At 41.4% G+C, this 15,376-nt stretch carries 18 protein-coding genes and 1 pseudogene; 15 read left to right on the top strand and 4 right to left on the bottom strand.

The features are described from left to right. The first annotated feature begins 26 nt into the window (after positions 1–26). The 3 genes from ACQKFO_RS09140 to ACQKFO_RS09150 all read left to right on the top strand — a co-directional run bounded on the left by ACQKFO_RS09140 (position 27) and on the right by ACQKFO_RS09150 (position 2,408). Complete coding sequence (locus ACQKFO_RS09140) at positions 27–725, top strand: AraC family transcriptional regulator (protein WP_427598160.1); 699 nt, start codon at positions 27–29, stop codon at positions 723–725. Between the two features lie 81 nt (positions 726–806). Beyond that, a complete protein-coding gene (locus ACQKFO_RS09145) occupies positions 807–1,700 on the top strand; it encodes an EamA family transporter (protein WP_427598162.1) in 894 nt (297 codons plus the stop codon). A 180-nt stretch (positions 1,701–1,880) separates the two neighbouring features. Further along, positions 1,881–2,408, top strand: coding sequence for a DinB family protein (locus tag ACQKFO_RS09150; protein WP_427598164.1), 528 nt, complete (start codon positions 1,881–1,883; stop codon positions 2,406–2,408). Positions 2,409–2,475: 67 nt separating this feature from the next. On the opposite strand, the gene ACQKFO_RS09155 is transcribed toward ACQKFO_RS09150, so the two are convergent. Next, complete coding sequence (locus ACQKFO_RS09155; RefSeq protein WP_282137414.1) at positions 2,476–2,973, bottom strand: DinB family protein; 498 nt, start codon at positions 2,971–2,973, stop codon at positions 2,476–2,478. Between the two features lie 273 nt (positions 2,974–3,246). On the opposite strand from ACQKFO_RS09155, the gene ACQKFO_RS09160 reads away from it, so the two are divergent. Further along, the gene (locus ACQKFO_RS09160; RefSeq protein WP_427598167.1) at positions 3,247–3,780 is read left to right on the top strand and encodes a DUF402 domain-containing protein; all 534 of its coding nucleotides are present in this window, start codon (positions 3,247–3,249) and stop codon (positions 3,778–3,780) included. A 33-nt stretch (positions 3,781–3,813) separates the two neighbouring features. Then, positions 3,814–4,323 carry a DUF3916 domain-containing protein gene (locus tag ACQKFO_RS09165; protein ID WP_427598169.1) on the top strand — a complete coding sequence of 170 codons (510 nt, stop codon included), beginning with the start codon at positions 3,814–3,816 and terminating at the stop codon, positions 4,321–4,323. Between the two features lie 163 nt (positions 4,324–4,486). Here the strand turns inward: ACQKFO_RS09165 and ACQKFO_RS09170 are convergent, their stop codons facing one another. Further along, positions 4,487–4,900, bottom strand: coding sequence for a MerR family transcriptional regulator (locus ACQKFO_RS09170; protein WP_282137411.1), 414 nt, complete (start codon positions 4,898–4,900; stop codon positions 4,487–4,489). A gap of 211 nt (positions 4,901–5,111) precedes the next feature. On the opposite strand from ACQKFO_RS09170, the gene ACQKFO_RS09175 reads away from it, so the two are divergent. The 10 genes and pseudogenes from ACQKFO_RS09175 to ACQKFO_RS09220 form a co-directional block, all read left to right on the top strand. After that, complete coding sequence (locus ACQKFO_RS09175; RefSeq protein ID WP_282137410.1) at positions 5,112–6,152, top strand: NAD(P)-dependent alcohol dehydrogenase; 1,041 nt, start codon at positions 5,112–5,114, stop codon at positions 6,150–6,152. A gap of 189 nt (positions 6,153–6,341) precedes the next feature. After that, positions 6,342–8,099 carry a dihydroxyacetone kinase subunit DhaK gene (gene dhaK / locus ACQKFO_RS09180; protein ID WP_427598172.1) on the top strand — a complete coding sequence of 586 codons (1,758 nt, stop codon included), beginning with the start codon at positions 6,342–6,344 and terminating at the stop codon, positions 8,097–8,099. Positions 8,100–8,334: 235 nt separating this feature from the next. Continuing rightward, positions 8,335–8,538, top strand: a complete 204-nt coding sequence (locus tag ACQKFO_RS09185) for a DUF3949 domain-containing protein (RefSeq protein ID WP_282137408.1) — start codon at positions 8,335–8,337, stop codon at positions 8,536–8,538. A 52-nt stretch (positions 8,539–8,590) separates the two neighbouring features. Then, positions 8,591–8,863, top strand: coding sequence for a hypothetical protein (locus ACQKFO_RS09190; RefSeq protein ID WP_282137407.1), 273 nt, complete (start codon positions 8,591–8,593; stop codon positions 8,861–8,863). A gap of 272 nt (positions 8,864–9,135) precedes the next feature. Further along, a complete protein-coding gene (locus tag ACQKFO_RS09195) occupies positions 9,136–9,669 on the top strand; it encodes an RNA polymerase sigma factor (protein WP_282137406.1) in 534 nt (177 codons plus the stop codon). Next, a complete protein-coding gene (locus ACQKFO_RS09200) occupies positions 9,662–10,411 on the top strand; it encodes a hypothetical protein (RefSeq protein WP_282137405.1) in 750 nt (249 codons plus the stop codon). The genes ACQKFO_RS09195 and ACQKFO_RS09200 overlap by 8 nt, the downstream gene beginning before the upstream one ends. Then, positions 10,401–11,273 (top strand): ABC transporter ATP-binding protein, encoded by an 873-nt coding sequence (locus ACQKFO_RS09205; protein WP_282137404.1) that lies wholly within the window; start codon positions 10,401–10,403, stop codon positions 11,271–11,273. The genes ACQKFO_RS09200 and ACQKFO_RS09205 overlap by 11 nt, the downstream gene beginning before the upstream one ends. Next, positions 11,270–12,421 (top strand): ABC transporter permease subunit, encoded by a 1,152-nt coding sequence (locus tag ACQKFO_RS09210; RefSeq protein WP_427598176.1) that lies wholly within the window; start codon positions 11,270–11,272, stop codon positions 12,419–12,421. The genes ACQKFO_RS09205 and ACQKFO_RS09210 overlap by 4 nt, the downstream gene beginning before the upstream one ends. Positions 12,422–12,450: 29 nt before the next feature. Next, positions 12,451–12,708 (top strand): hypothetical protein, encoded by a 258-nt coding sequence (locus ACQKFO_RS09215; RefSeq protein WP_282137402.1) that lies wholly within the window; start codon positions 12,451–12,453, stop codon positions 12,706–12,708. Positions 12,709–12,808: 100 nt separating this feature from the next. Beyond that, a pseudogene (locus ACQKFO_RS09220) lies at positions 12,809–13,206 on the top strand (DAK2 domain-containing protein); the annotation flags it as partial. Positions 13,207–13,315: 109 nt separating this feature from the next. Here ACQKFO_RS09220 and ACQKFO_RS09225 read toward each other — a convergent pair. Beyond that, positions 13,316–13,969, bottom strand: coding sequence for a class D sortase (locus ACQKFO_RS09225; RefSeq protein WP_427598178.1), 654 nt, complete (start codon positions 13,967–13,969; stop codon positions 13,316–13,318). Continuing rightward, positions 13,966–15,156, bottom strand: coding sequence for a processed acidic surface protein (locus tag ACQKFO_RS09230; protein WP_427598180.1), 1,191 nt, complete (start codon positions 15,154–15,156; stop codon positions 13,966–13,968). The genes ACQKFO_RS09225 and ACQKFO_RS09230 overlap by 4 nt, the downstream gene beginning before the upstream one ends. Positions 15,157–15,376: the final 220 nt, after the last annotated feature.

Below are 15,376 nucleotides of genomic sequence, written 5' to 3' on the forward strand. Positions count from 1 at the left end.
AAGAATAGAAGAAAGGGAGGGTTAAGGTGAATCGGAGTAATCAGGTGATTTGTGATAAACGATCGTATTCTAAAGACATTCAATCTCATCAACATGATTTTGGTCAATTTTTGTTTCCACTGCAGGGTTCCTTAGACATCAAGACAAGCATGCAGGAATTCAATCTCACTTCAGATTATTGCTTTTATCTTCCGCCTGCTTCTAGTCATGATTTTCGTTCTCCTGATCGAAATGAATTCCTCACCCTGGATATTCCTGATCATTTTTTACCGGGAGATACAGATAGCATGTATGTCCGGTTGGATGAATCGTGGGCTTCGATTCGATTTTTACTGTTAGAAGAGGCTGGGAGAGGTTCTTCGGCTGCTCTAACCGATTTAACACGATATGTGACACATAAATTAAAAGCAGCACCTTTTGCTTCCATTGAGTATATTCATCAGCATTATAAGGAGTCCTTGAGCCTGGATACTCTAGCTGCCATCGAACATTATCACCCTGCTTATTATTCCTCATGGTTTAAAAGGAAAACAGGTAAAAGTCCTAAGATCTATATTACGGAATTGCGGTTGCAGGAAGCGAAGCATTTGTTACTGACGACCACATGGAGTATATCGGCTATAAGCGAGGAAATAGGCTTTGAAAACTCATCATCCTTTACCAGATGGTTTGTGAAGTGGGAAGGAACCACTCCCCAGGCGTACAGAATGATTAAAAATGGATAAATGACCGCTTAAACCCGGTAAAGAGAAACGATTCGTTTTCTTCTACAATAAGGATAAGTTCTTTTTATTGGGGTGAATCGAATGCAAGAAAAGTTGGCTGCCTTTATGGTTTTACTTGCCGCTATATTATGGGGTACCACAGGAACCGCTCAGGCACTCGCTCCAGAGGCTGCGCATTCGGTCGTGATCGGGGCTGTGCGTTTAGCTCTGGGTGGTATTCCTTTATTCATGATCGTTCTGTTACTGGGGAAGTTGAACCTTAGTCATTGGCCCGTCAAGGAAACGCTCCTCGCTTCTCTTTGCATGGCCAGTTATCAACCTCTCTTTTTCTCAGCCGTCACCATGACGGGAGTGGCGATAGGAACCGTGATCGCGATTGGCAGTGCGCCGATTCTATCGGGTATGATTGAATGGGTTTTTTTGAATAAAAGTCCTTCGAAGGTATGGTGGTACTCTACGGTCCTATCAGTGATGGGATGCATCATGATTTTCGTCAATAAAGAATCCATGAATGTAGATCCATATGGAATCGTGATGGCTTTGGGGGCAGGGTTATCCTTTGCATGTTACACCTTTGTCAGTGGGAAATTAGTCGGCAAACATCCTCCCATCGTGATCGTGGCCGTCGTATTTTCCATCAGTGCCGTCATCTTATCACCATTGTTATTCCTCTATGACCTTTCGTGGATCAAGGAGGGGAATGGTTTCGCCGTCAGCCTCCATCTAGGAATCGTCGCAACGGGATTTGCTTATTTTCTGTTTGCAAAGGGACTTATTCACCTTCCTTCTTCCACGGCCGTTACTCTTGCACTAGGAGAACCCCTGACGGCTGCATTGTTAGGCGTATTCCTGATCGGTGAACATCTGGCTCTCACTCCTTGGATAGGGATTGGTTTCATGTTAGTAGGGATTGGGATGTTGATTCTGAACTCGGAAGATAGGAATATAGAAACTGATTTTTTTGTGAGTAAATAACGAAAGGTTGTTAGATGGGGAAGCACCGGGGCGGTTCAGGGTGGACGACTTGCATTTCAAGTCTTGGGGTCAGCTTCCTGTATACGGCTGATGACCCTGGAAGCGTAAGCTCTCTCAGAGGAACCATGACATCTAAGTCACCTTTGCTCATGTGAGTATGAATTATTAGGGGGAAAACAGATGAACTTTGAATTACACGAAGGAATTGAGATTTTGGAAAGAACCCCAAAAACCATTGACTATTTCCTTACCGGATTGTCTAAAGGATGGTTGGAGAGTGATGAAGGAGAGGACACCTGGAATGCGATTCAGGTAGTGGACCACTTAATCGAAGGAGAGAAACATAATTGGATACCGAGGTTGAAGATGATCTTTCAAGAGGGGGAACGGACGGTGTTTCCTGCTTTTGATCGCTTTTCTCACTTACAAGAGGGTACTTCAATAAGCCTTGAGGAGAAGCTGATGGAATTTACTTCCCTCAGAACAACGAATGTGAATGAGTTAAAGGCGTTATTGGCCAATCACCGGTACTCCCTTGATGCGACGGGCATGCATCCTGCATTCGGAAAGGTCACTGCCCGAGAGCTAATATCCACCTGGGTGGTCCATGATATGACTCATCTGTCTCAAATGGTCAGAGTATTTTCCAATCGTTATATGGAAGATGTGGGACCTTGGAAGGAATATTTAGGGATATTGTCGCGTTGATACCGTGGCTTCCCTTCAGGATCATATAATAAAAAAACAGCCGGCACCCGCCGGCTGTCATCCCTCATTAACTCTTCTGAGCATTCATCGCTTCCCATTCTTCCTTACTAGGTCCATACACGCCAGGAACCTTCAAGTCAGCCTGTCTCATAAGAGTCGTCAACTGTCCACGGTGATGAGCCTGGTGCTGAATAAGGAGGCGGAATACGGCTTGCACCGGCATGTCCATCCCGAACATATTCACCACTTCGTTCATCTTTTCATCCGAAACTTGATCCGAAACGGCTTCTGAAAGACGCATGCTTACGGTTCTATACGTTTCGCTGATTTCTGAGGCAGATGCTGGTGCAGCTTTTCGAAGGTCCGGTACGTCAAATGTGATACCGAGCTGAGCCGGGAAGTAATAAGCGGATCCCGTGATATGCCAGGCGACGCTTCCGATGCTGTACAGATCAGGTGCCACTTCTTGATTCAATGACTCATCCGTCAATGCATCCAGGACCTTTTGGGTTACGGCGGCTTCTTGCTTCCATTCTTGTACGAAACTACTTACGGTTGTGAACATGTGATTACCTCCTTAAATTTGAAAGACACTTTCTGTTTCATTGTACCATGTGGTGTTCGTTTGACGCTTCTTTTGGGCCTCTTGTTTCGGTTAGGTCGAAAGCAGTCATTGTGGTGGTACCCTTGTTTGTTGATTTCTTTCATCGTTTTCCTGAAATCTTCTGAATCGCAGTTGCCATGTATGTTTCTCCTTAATCTCCCCTTCTAGTAAAATACTGCTTATGTGTTACCATAATATTACATCATTCTATATCACTTTTGAGGAGATGGGGACGTGAAAAGAAAATACGGAGACCGTTCCGGGTGGAAGCGAATCATTGAGAGGAAGTATGCTCAATCTTTTCTGGATACTGTGCCATTCACGGGGTATATCACTTTATTAACCGCAGTGAAAGTGAAGGACCCCATAATAGTTGATTATGGAGATCATAAGGTTTGTATTGTAGATGATGGTTACATATGGATGCATCAGTTTCCAATGGATAAACATCATGTGGTAACGACGATGTTTGATGACAAGGGAGAAATCGTTCAATGGTATATAGATATCTGTTATAAAAACTCCATTGAAAAGGGTATTCCTTATATGGAAGATTTATATTTAGATATCATTGTATTACCTACCGGAGAAGTTATTGAAAAAGATGCAGATGAACTTGAGGATGCTTATTTATCAGGAGTTATTGACAAGCACCATTATAACTTGGCCAACTCTGAATATAAGAGGCTGATCAACCTGATAAGCAGCGGGGAATTTGAACTGATGAAGTTGGCTGAAGAACATAAAGAACTGCTAATGGATAAATGAAACTAGGAAAGACAAGGGCTGAAGGGGAATAGTATGAGAGAGAAAAAAGTTCGAGGGATTATACGAAAATCTGAAAATATGATTAAGCGAATAGAAGAAGAAACAAAGGAGTTTCCAAAAGAATTTTACAATGGTTATTGGCATCTTCACCTACCAGTTGCTCAAGACTTTATAAGTTCCAACAAAATACCAAGAAAAATCAAGCGACAATGCATTCAAACTCTATTGGATAGAACGGAACATCTAATTGGTTTGAAGCCAAATGACAATGAAAAATATCGAGTAGTGGTCACAGTTGAATTACCAGATTTATGGGGTTCTCAAATGATTGTATTTAAAGGTGAGTCCCATTTTAAAGATTTCTTTAACAGGAATGATGAGTATCAGAAGTGGCTTCATCTACCTGATCATAGAAACATTCAAACTGATTGGGGATTATCTGTTCCAAACGATTTGCAAATATCGGGCTTTAAAGAAGTAATTACTGAGGAGGATGGACACCACTATGAAGGTGAAATTTGGTTTATTGGGGAATTGAAATAAACTAAAGAAACATCTAATTTCATAAGGGACTAAGGAAAGTGCTGAGACGGTTTACTGTTTAGGAAGCGTGAGAACCGTCCCCACGCTTCTTCAGTGGAAGCATCGTACCCCTTCAAAAAACCATAAAACCCTTCCCCAGGATTCTATGGCAGCAAGTGCAGCCTCATGGATTGACTAGCTCAATCTTATTCCCCTTATGAACATCTTCCGTACCTGCATCCAATGCGGTCTTATAGTAACTGCATTTATGGTCGATGACTTCCATTGTTTGCTGGAGTTCTTTGATCTTTGCTTCGACGGTTGCTTTTCTTTCTAGGAACATATTGTATCGGTGTTGCAGGGTGGCATCGCCTTCTGCGCACCAATCGATGAAATGCTTGATCTCCTTGATCGGCATTCCGGTGGATTTCAGGCACTCGATGATGTGTAATGCGGAGATATCCGATTCTTTAAAACGTCGGGTGCCACTTTCTGTTCGTTCGACAAAAGGCATGAGGCCTTCCTTGTCGTAGTATCTCAGGGTATAGATCGAGAGGTTCAACTCTTTTGCCACTTCTCCAATTGAATAGGTCTTCATAATCGCGCTCCCTTTCCTGTTATCTAGACGTCGAGTTAACTCTATGCTTGTGGAAAATCGTAGCACGGTTATCACCTGCTGTTAAAGCAAAACAAATCAGCAGATTCGATTATGGTTATTGCTTGACCTAGAGTTAACTATAGGGTTTACCATTGGTTTAACAAGAGTTCATTTTCTCTTGAAAGCATCTATTACAGGAGGTAATTTATTCATGGTTATTGCTAAAGCACGAGCTGTTGACGGTCCTGACAAATCTTTCAGAGAGGCTGAAATCGAGAGGCGTGATCTTGATGTGCATGATGTTCTGATTGAAATCAAGTATGCAGGAATCTGCCACTCTGATATCCATACGGCACACGGTGACTGGGGGGAAGTGAAGTATCCGCTCGTACCCGGGCACGAGATTGCGGGAATCGTCACGGAGGTCGGTTCCGAGGTCACGAAGTATAAAGCAGGTGACCGGGTAGGAGTTGGATGTATGGTTGATTCATGCGGCGAATGCAAGAACTGCCGTGATGGGGAAGAGCAATACTGCCTCAAAGGAAACGTACCGACCTACGCCGGTGTGGACAAATACGGCGAGCTTACCCAAGGCGGTTATTCAACCCATATCGTGGTAACGGAAGATTTCGTCCTCCGCATCCCTGATAACATCGAGCTTGACGCTGCAGCACCTCTACTATGTGCCGGCATTACGACGTATTCTCCATTGAACCATTGGAATGCAGGCCCAGGTAAGAAAGTGGCCGTTGTCGGCATGGGTGGACTCGGTCATATGGCGGTCAAGATTGCACACGCCATGGGAGCTGAAGTGAGCGTCCTTTCCCGTACGTTAAATAAAAAAGAGGATGGACTGGAATTCGGGGCAGAAGCCTATTATGCCACCACCGAGCAGGAGACGTTTGAGAAACTGGCCGGTACGTTTGATCTGATCATTAACACGGTCAGCGCCAAAATTGATATCAGTGCGTATCTATCACTGTTGACGCTTGATGGCGCGATGGTCAATGTAGGAGCACCTGCTGAACCGCTTGAAGTCAATGTGTTCTCATTGATCGGTCACCGTCGTTCATTTGCCGGTTCCTTGATCGGTGGAATTCGTGAGACGCAGGAAATGCTCGATTTTTGCGGGGAACATGGAATTGTTCCGAAGATTGAAGTGATTTCGGCTGATTACATCGATGAAGCGTACGAACGGGTATTGGGTTCTGATGTGAAGTATCGATTTGTGATTGATACGAGTACGATTTAAATGGAAGGAAGCAAGGGGGGCTCTTGCTTCTTTTTGTTATTTTGAGAAAGCATCAAAACCGTCCCCATGCCCCCACCAGGTTTTCAACCACCCCCAAAACGGATATAGAATAGAGAAGGCAATCCGGGACGTTATAAGATGAGGTGCTTTCGTTTTAAGCTGGACGATATACTGGAGGAGGAAATATTAATGAAGAAAGTCATGAACAAACCTGAAGATCTGGTCGTGGAAATGTGCAATGGGATGGCCATGGCTCATCCGGAGCTCGAGTTTATGAAAAAGTATAAGGTCATGAAGAAAAAGGATTTGAATGAAAATAAGGTAACCTTGATCAGCGGCGGGGGAAGCGGACATGAGCCTGCACATGCGGGACTTGTGGGAAAGGGGATGCTCGATGCTGCAGTCTGCGGTGACGTGTTTGCATCACCTTCCCAGATCCAAGTCTATCATGCAATCAAGGCGACAGCCGGCAAAAAGGGAGCCCTGCTCGTCATTAAGAATTACAGCGGGGATATCATGAATTTTAAAAATGCGGCTCATATGGCCTCAGAGGATGGCATTCCCGTGGAATATGTCAAAGTCGATGATGATATTGCCGTGGAAGACAGCCTTTATACAGTGGGGCGCCGCGGTGTCGCGGGAACCGTGTTGGTACATAAAATTGCCGGAGCTGCTGCTGATGAAGGAAGGGACTTGCGGGAAGTCAAAGCCTTGGCGGAAAAAGCCGCTGAAAATGTCCGCAGCATTGGCTTCGCACTGACATCCTGCATCGTCCCAGCCAGTGGATCTCCGACGTTCAAATTGGCTGATGATGAAATCGAATATGGTGTCGGAATTCACGGAGAGCCGGGGACAAGACGAGAGAAAATCGCGTCTGCTGATGAACTGGCGGAGCGTATGGTAAACGACCTTCTGAAGGATCTGAAAATGGAAGAGGGGGATTCCTCCGAGATCGCGATCCTGGTAAACGGCTTTGGAGGTACACCGCTACAGGAACTCTACCTTTTCAACAATGCTGTCACCCGGATTTTGGCGGATAAAAAGATCTCGATCAGGCGTGCCTTTGTCGGTAATTACATGACGAGCATCGATATGGCAGGCGTTTCCCTGACCGTAATGAAGCTCGACGAAGAGTTGAAAACATTGCTATCGAGTGAAAGTACAGCGCCTGCGTTTAGAGTGGACGGACCGGTACCTGGTGTGGAGTACATCGACCTCGAAGAAGATGAGGAAGCGAAACCATTCTCCTTCGAAGTGGAAACACCGGAAGAACACGCTGTGATTAAAAACGATAGAGCAACACTCGGAAATATCATCTACCTCGTGGATAAAATGAGCGACATCATCATCAAGAACGAAGTACCTTTCTGTGAATTGGATTCCCATGCCGGGGACGGGGATTTCGGAATGAGTGTCTCCAAAGGATTCAAGCAGTTGAAGCGGGAGTGGAAAGACATCCTTAGTCAAGAAAATCTCACAATCGGCAGTTTCCTGGATGCAAGCTCCATGGTCATCATGGAATACTGCGGCGGTGCTTCCGGTCCGATCTGGGGATCCGCATTCCGTGCGGCAGGGAAATCGACGCAAGATCGAAAGGAACTGACCGTGAAAGAATTTGCGGACATGCTGCAAGCGGCCGTGAAGGGAATCAAGGATACAGGCGAACGATCCTTCGGCAGAGGAGCTGAAGTCGGGGACAAAACCCTCGTGGATGCACTTGTTCCATGTGCGGACTCCTGGTCACAAAGTGCCACAGACGGCGGTGACTTCAAGACCGCGTTTGAAAAAGGAGCAGCGGCCGCTGTTGAGGGAGCAGAGAAAACCAAGGATATCGTTGCCCGGATGGGACGTGCCGGTACGGTAGGTGAACGAAGCCTCGGTCATCCAGATGCCGGTGCTTATGCGCTGGGGGTTATCTTTACGGAGCTTGCGGAGAGTTTGAAATAAGGAGTGGAGGAAGCAAGGGGACGGCTCTCTTGCTTCTTTATTTTGTGGGTTGGAAGCGGGAGAACCGTCCCTGTGCTTCCGACAAGAGACAGTTATTAACGAAACTTTCCAATTCAGTTAAACGTATATATAAGAAACAAAACAGTGGTGAACTTGAGGAGGCAGTTAAAAGGAATTGTATATCTATCTAGCTATTTTCGGGATATATGTGTTGATTTCTCTGTTGATCTAACCTATGCAATATCGCTTCTTGATCGCTTTAAAAGCTGAAGAGGAGAAGAACCGATTGAAAGGAAAGAAACAGGGAGATATGTATGATGCCATGAATGCTGGTGAACTGAGCCTTCATGGGAATATGCAGGGGAACCCGTTATTCTTTTTGGCTAATCTTTTTGCTTCGATATTGTATAGGGTGAGGCATGGTGGGGATCGGAAGTAGGTAAAGGGATTCTTTTGCCCTTGCTTTCTTAACCTATCAAGGAGGTATTTCAATGAAAGGGAAAATGGAGAAAATAAGCATGGTAGAAAACCTAATAGGTAGTTTGTTATTATTTTGGGCAGGGTTTCAAGCCTTTTACTTCATAAAATATGGACATGAGACTGAATTCGCCTATTATGTGAATATTGCAGGCCCTGCCCTTCTATTCCTACTATTATTAACTCTAGCTATCAAAAAAATCACGGATAAAAAGATTATAATGTTTTCCTTATACGTAAGCCTTTCTATCGTTGTCGCTTATGTATCTTCTGCCTATTTTTTATAAAAGAAGAAGATTATATATACTACTAGATCGAAAGCATGGGAACGATTCCCATGCTTCTTTTTCTGGAGAGTTGGAAGCAGTGAAGCTCGGGGATGGTTCTCGTGCTTCTTTTTTTGAGGAGGAAGCAACAGAACCGTCCCCATGCTTCCTGTTGCTGGATACACGTTTAATTTAAAATTCTTTAAATAATTTAAATGATTTACGAATGAACTTTGTTAATCTATATTGAAGAATACTTTTGCTATTAGTAGGTGAGGACGATTGAAGATTATATGTTAATACGTAGAATCAAAGCCGGTGATCCCGAAGCCTGGGAGGATCTGGTGAATAAATACTACAATCAAATTTTTTCATTTTGTGTACGAAGATGTTTAGGCAATCAGACTTTAGCCGCGGACTTAACTCAGGATATCTTTCTTAAAGTCATTGAAAACCTTGAGAACTATAAATTTAACGGGAAGTTCTTTAATTATTTATTTACGATAACAGTTAATGTATGTAACAACTACTATAATAAAAAAAAACTTACTCCGTATGAATTGGATGAAGAAGTGATAAATGTCGGGTCTGAAATTATTGTGGCAAATCTTATTACCCAAGAAAATAAAAATCAAATACAACTTGCCCTTAATGCACTGCCTGCTATTCAAAGAGAAGCCTTAATTTTAAAGTATTACCATGACTTTAAAGTGAAAACCATTGCAAAAATCACGAAAACGAGCGTGCCCACATCTCAATCCAGGATTTATCAAGGGCTGAGGAAACTTAAGGAATTGTTAGATAGAAAGGAGTTTAAGAATGACTAATAGTACGATAAAGAACATGAAGACGTATGAAGTGGATATTGATGAGCTTCAGAAACAAAAAGTAATTCATATAGGAAAGCAAGAAATCATTCAAAATCAACGGAACAAACATTCTTTATTGGATCTTATTCTTTCGTCTATACAATTTACTAGATTACATACATGGTTTTTTCAATTTGTTCTCCTCCTTTTGACCACTATTTTAATTACCGGGGTTATTTATGAGGAGTCATTCATGTTCATCATTCAAACGTTAACCGTTATTGTTATATTCTCTGTTATTTTCTTTATTGATGAGGTAGTTCGCAGTTTCACATCTGGAATGTGGGAATTAGAGCAAACACTTAAATATGATTTGCGTCAACATACCATCATAAAGTTATTGATTTTTGGACTAGCCGATTTACTGTTAATCGTTTGCCTGGCTTTTATTTCACAAGGTGTACTTGCCATTTCCTTTTTGAAGATCATTTTGTATTTACTGGTTCCTTTCAATATTTCTTGCATCGTCCTATTTTCTCTTTTTACAGTATGGAGAAATACACGATCTTCCGTTGTTTTCTGGGTTAGTTCAGGAATTGTTCTTGTCAGTTTCCTATTTATAACCAATTTTTTTAATGTTTATGAGTTGAATTTGAACTATTGGATAGCAGGATATATTTTGTCCATACCATTTTTACTTTTTTTCATAAGGGAAAATCTTAAAGTTAATAAATGGGAGGCGTTTATGAATGCTGCTTGAGTTAAACCATATTACCAAGAAATATGATGATACGACTGTTCTACTTGATGTCTCATTTGCGTTAAAACCAGGTGTTTACGGCCTTTTAGGTTCTAACGGATCGGGTAAAACCACTTTATTTAGAATTATCTGTGGGGTGATGAAACAAAGTGCAGGATCCGTCAAATATAATCATGAAGATGTACAAATGAATCCAGATGCTTTCCGCTCTATTTTAGGATATTTACCACAAGATTTCAGCTATTATCCTGACTTCACTGGGATGAAATTTATGTTATACATCGCAGCTCTTAAAGGGATTAATAAAAACTATGCTAAAAATAGAAGTCTTGAATTATTGAAGCTGGTCGGGTTGGAAGATGTGGCGAATAAGAAGATAAAAAAATATTCTGGTGGAATGAAACAACGATTAGGGATCGCGCAAGCAATGATCAATGACCCAGAAGTCTTGATTTTAGACGAACCGACAGTTGGATTAGATCCGAAAGAACGTGTTCGTTTTAGGAATTTGATTAGTTCTTTTTCTGAAAATAAAATTGTTATTCTATCTACGCATATCGTTTCTGACATTGAGTATATTGCAGATGAAATTCTTGTGTTAAACCAAGGGAAGCTTGAAAACAGAGGTGTTTCCTCCGAATTAGTCAGCACGATTCATGGAGATGTTTGGGAGTGTGTGGTAGAGGCAAGCAAACTGAAAGAGATGGTAGAAAATCATGTGATTAGCAACCAAAAACATGGTGAGAATGGTACAGTGTTAAGAATGATTTCAAAGAAAAAGCCTACCCATGACGCCCTACAAGTTCAACCGACATTGGAAGATTTGTATCTATACTATTTTCGAGAGGACTCTAAAAAATGATGAATCTGATGAAGTGTGAGATTGATAAGATTATCCAAAGTAAATCTTTCATCGGTGGACTTATTGTGTCATTGATTGTTCTGGCAGGAATATTATTCATTGGTTTTTATTATTCACAACTCAACATTAGTGGTGAAAAAGTAGGCGAAGGAACTGAACTTTATCATGAGGTTGTGAAAGAAAGTACAGGCGATTTTACAGATCAAAAAGTTAAAAGCATTCTTGCAAATTACATAGATCGATATCAAAGTAGTTATGTAGAAAACAAAACCTTTGATTTGTTTTCTTGGCAAATTGGAGAAGTATTCTTTCCGAACGATGAAGATATTTATTTAAAGATGAATGAAGCTATAGCCCAAAATGAAAAAGTGATGATTGATGAAATAAAGCTTAAAACGATAAAAGAAATAGGTTTTTCTGAATTTGAAAAACCTTTGAAAATTGGAAGTTACGTGACATGGTATGATCTTTATAAAGTCACAAATCAATTATTCATTCTTACAAGCGTGATTACAATTTTAATATGTTCACTTGTTTTCTCCGGCGATACATCAAGAAATATGAATCAATTATTACTGTCTACAAGATTTGGTAGAAGCAAATTGACAATCTCAAAAATTATGGCTTCAACTCTAATATCAATTAGTGTATTTCTATTTATTCAAATCATCTCACTTGTGTCTTTCTATGTTTATAATAGTGGTTTTGATGGCTGGGATATTAGTATTCAAACAAATTTTTCATTAAAACTATTCAGTTTCCCAGTTGAACTCAATCATTTACAAGTGTTTTTATTGGTTATAGTCTTACATTTTATTAGCTTGCTGTCGATTATAGGGATAACTTTATATGTTTCATCTCTTACCCGTTCACCATTCAGTTCATTAGTCATTTCATTAGGCTTATTTTTATTACCAAAGGCCTTAACAGAATTTTTTAAAAGGGGAATCGTTTATAAATCATTAAACTTACTTCCAATAAATAACTATACTATTGAGGATTTCTTATCTTTATTGAGTTCAAAAAATGATTTTCTTCTGAATCATTTTATTCAAAATTTAGTGTTTACAATGATTGTCCTGTTGGTGATTAAAATTACTTTAGATATCCTCGTGTATTTGCGAATCAAAAAATATCAAGTTGCATAATGTTTTGAGGGTTTAAAGGAGGTCGTAATTTGAATAAAAAAAATATTTTGGGAATTTTATCAATATTAACCGTACTAATAAGTATCATTTTTTTCTTCATTATTCGAGGACCGAATGCAAATTTAACTTTAGGTATAAGCGTATTTACGATACTTTCCTTACTTGGAATTATTTTTGCCATAGCATCTAAAAAACTGTGGTTTATGATAACTGGAATGATATTAAATGGTGCAGTGTTAGTGTTCGCTTATTTTCTTTTTCTAGCAATAGGAATTAGTGAGCCTTAAAAGTTATATAGGAATCGGGCGCTATTGTGAAGCACGGGGACGGTTCCCGTGCTTCTTTTTTTTGAGGTGGAAGCGGGAGAACCGTCCTCCATGCTGCTTCTGGGGATCCGCATTCCGTGCGGCAGGGAAAGCAGCGCAAGATCGAAAGGAACTGACCGTGGAAGAATTCGCGGACATGCTGCAAGCGGCGGTGAAGGGAATTCAGGATACAGGCGAACGATCCTTCGGCAGAGGAGCAGAGGTAGGCGACAAAACCCTCGTGGACGCCTTCGTTCCGTGTGCAGACTCCTGGTCACATAGTGCGGCAGACGGAGATGACTTCAAGATAGCTTTTGAAAAGGGAGCAGCGTCTGCTGTAGAAGGAGCCGAGAAAACGAAGGAAATCGTTGCCCGGATGGGACGTGCCGGTACTGTTGGGGAAAGAAGCCTTGGTCATCCGGATGCCGGGCCTATGCGCTTGGGGTTATTTTTACGGAGTTTTCGGAGAGTTTGAAGTAAAGGTTGAAGGAAGCAAGGGTTTCTCTTGCTTCTTTTTTTGTATGTGTTGGAAGCAGGAGAACCTATTAAATAAAGCAGGACCAGAAAACCATCTGTTTTCCCGACCTGCTTATAGAGATTGATCAGAGCCCTTTTCCTTTGCAGCAATTAAATCTGCCACAAGGATATAACGCTCAGGCGATGCCCCGATAAAATGAAAAGGATAGCATGTAGAAACCGTTAATGTTGCGTTGGGTTTTGGTACGATGACGGTTGGATCGTCCTTGTCCACAATCCGTACTTTCTTTACTTTATACGTAAATTCCCCCGCAGTTGTTTGTACGATAAGCAGATCGCCTACACCAACTTCACCAAGCTTACGAAAGACGGTATCGCGATGCCCTGACAGGATGGAATTGTCGTTTTCACCAGGCAAGACACTTCCTGCGAAATGGCCGACTCCTTTTTCCAGTTCATCTTCATCTGTTCCATGATAGATGGGCAGCTTTGCCTCCAACTTTGGAATAATGAGTTCGCCTATATTTTCACCTTTTTCGGGACGTTTAGAGTAAAGGGGTTTTTCTTCTTGTTCTTTATGTTGTTCCGATACATCTGGCTCTGCTTTATAGTCCGCGGCGTCTACTTGACCTGTTTGAGAGAGCCAATATCCTTTCAGATAGGCATAGGCATTCGTACCTCCGAACCATAGACCAAATACCATCAACAAGATAGATAGGGAAAGAAGAAGCAGGCGCCTGCTTCTTCTCATGTTGTGTTGTCTCATTGGTTGATTCCTTTAACCCCGATGCGACGGAATAAGAGGATACCGGCTAATACAAAGGCAATCCCGGCGAATGCTTTTCCTGCATAATTGGATGCTGTCGTTGGAAGCTCACCGCCTTTGACGGTTTTCGCCAGAGGTTTTGCTGTCTTGCTTTCTAACGCTTTTGGATTTTCTGTCACGATTTCCTCTGCCTGCACTATGTCTTTCCCAGTTTCCTGGATAAGTCCTGAGTCAAACATGTCAGCGGTCAATAAGATATCGGCAAGAAACGTTCCTTGATGGTTGTAGAGTTCGATCAACAGGTTATACCCATTCGTCGTATCCATCGTCATTAAGGAATCCATTGATACGGGTTGTTTTTCACCGTCTTTTACAAGATAATAATCCGTCTTTAATTCAAATAGATCAAGCATGTCATTCATTATGTCGAAAAGCTCTGCGGTTTGTTCAACGGACAGTTCTTCCGCCGTTTCAAAATTCTCAAATGCTATCATTCTTTCACTTAGCTCAATCATCTGATCGATTACAGCAGAATTTTCAAAATCAAGAGTTTCAAGATGAGTGAACAGTTTCTCAAATTCCTCATCGGTCAGTCCGATCTCTGTGAACAGATCAAATAGTTCGTCTGAATCGTCGCCCCCGTTCACATAATAATCAACGGAAAGCTCAAGGTCTTCAATGTATTCATAGTTTTCGATCGAATCATCGTTTTCATTTAATAACGTGTCCAGTGCTTCTTTTGAATCTAAACCATAATCAGTCAGAAGCTTCTGAAGATTTTCCGTATCAATCGGAGTACCTTCCCAACCGTTTAAATAGAAATCGACATATTCATGAAGATCTTCAGAGAAAATAATCCATGTTCCTTCTAATACATCTTGTCCTTCCTCTATGTCACCATACTCAACTAGAAGTTCATTTAACTCTTCGCGACTTAGGTCAAATTCTTCTAATACAAGACCAATAGATTCTTCCGAAAGAGGGGTACCAAGATCATCAATCGACTCAACATCTTCTAAATACCATTCTTTCATATCCATATAATCGATATAATCCTGCTTATTCCAGCCAATACCTTTTAAAAACGTTTCAAACTCTGGTTCATTCGGCTCAATGGCATAAGTCATAACAGGTAAGACTCCAAAGCCAATGACAAGAGCCATAAACACTGAAACTAACTGTTTCATTCCTTGTCCCCCTAGGTTTCTCTTTATAATTCTAGAATATTATAATTCTTGAGGTTCTATTTAGATATAGGTATTTTTTTCTAGTAGTAAAGGGGTGTCTTCCTTGTTTCTTTTTTATTCTGAGGCAGCATCCCTCAAGGACCCGCTGGCGATTGCTGAGTGAAAAAATGATGGCATCCCTTTGGAACCAAATCCCATCTCAAACGTAAATAAAATTAAG

The sequence above is a fragment of the Rossellomorea sp. NPDC071047 genome, from assembly GCF_050270195.1.
In the GTDB taxonomy this organism is placed as follows: Bacteria; Bacillota; Bacilli; order Bacillales; family Bacillaceae_B; genus Rossellomorea.

What these genes read in the sequence shown, in the direction of transcription:
- ACQKFO_RS09230 (WP_427598180.1), bottom strand. Translation starts at nt 15,156, where the DNA reads ATGAAACAGTTAGTTTCAGTGTTTATGGCTCTTGTCATTGGCTTTGGA.
- ACQKFO_RS09165 (WP_427598169.1), top strand. Translation starts at nt 3,814, where the DNA reads ATGAGAGAGAAAAAAGTTCGAGGGATTATACGAAAATCTGAAAATATG.
- ACQKFO_RS09145 (WP_427598162.1), top strand. Translation starts at nt 807, where the DNA reads ATGCAAGAAAAGTTGGCTGCCTTTATGGTTTTACTTGCCGCTATATTA.
- ACQKFO_RS09195 (WP_282137406.1), top strand. Translation starts at nt 9,136, where the DNA reads ATGTTAATACGTAGAATCAAAGCCGGTGATCCCGAAGCCTGGGAGGAT.
- ACQKFO_RS09200 (WP_282137405.1), top strand. Translation starts at nt 9,662, where the DNA reads ATGACTAATAGTACGATAAAGAACATGAAGACGTATGAAGTGGATATT.
- dhaK (WP_427598172.1), top strand. Translation starts at nt 6,342, where the DNA reads ATGAAGAAAGTCATGAACAAACCTGAAGATCTGGTCGTGGAAATGTGC.
- ACQKFO_RS09205 (WP_282137404.1), top strand. Translation starts at nt 10,401, where the DNA reads ATGCTGCTTGAGTTAAACCATATTACCAAGAAATATGATGATACGACT.
- ACQKFO_RS09185 (WP_282137408.1), top strand. Translation starts at nt 8,335, where the DNA reads ATGCAATATCGCTTCTTGATCGCTTTAAAAGCTGAAGAGGAGAAGAAC.
- ACQKFO_RS09170 (WP_282137411.1), bottom strand. Translation starts at nt 4,900, where the DNA reads ATGAAGACCTATTCAATTGGAGAAGTGGCAAAAGAGTTGAACCTCTCG.
- ACQKFO_RS09150 (WP_427598164.1), top strand. Translation starts at nt 1,881, where the DNA reads ATGAACTTTGAATTACACGAAGGAATTGAGATTTTGGAAAGAACCCCA.
- ACQKFO_RS09190 (WP_282137407.1), top strand. Translation starts at nt 8,591, where the DNA reads ATGAAAGGGAAAATGGAGAAAATAAGCATGGTAGAAAACCTAATAGGT.
- ACQKFO_RS09210 (WP_427598176.1), top strand. Translation starts at nt 11,270, where the DNA reads ATGATGAATCTGATGAAGTGTGAGATTGATAAGATTATCCAAAGTAAA.
- ACQKFO_RS09155 (WP_282137414.1), bottom strand. Translation starts at nt 2,973, where the DNA reads ATGTTCACAACCGTAAGTAGTTTCGTACAAGAATGGAAGCAAGAAGCC.
- ACQKFO_RS09175 (WP_282137410.1), top strand. Translation starts at nt 5,112, where the DNA reads ATGGTTATTGCTAAAGCACGAGCTGTTGACGGTCCTGACAAATCTTTC.
- ACQKFO_RS09225 (WP_427598178.1), bottom strand. Translation starts at nt 13,969, where the DNA reads ATGAGACAACACAACATGAGAAGAAGCAGGCGCCTGCTTCTTCTTTCC.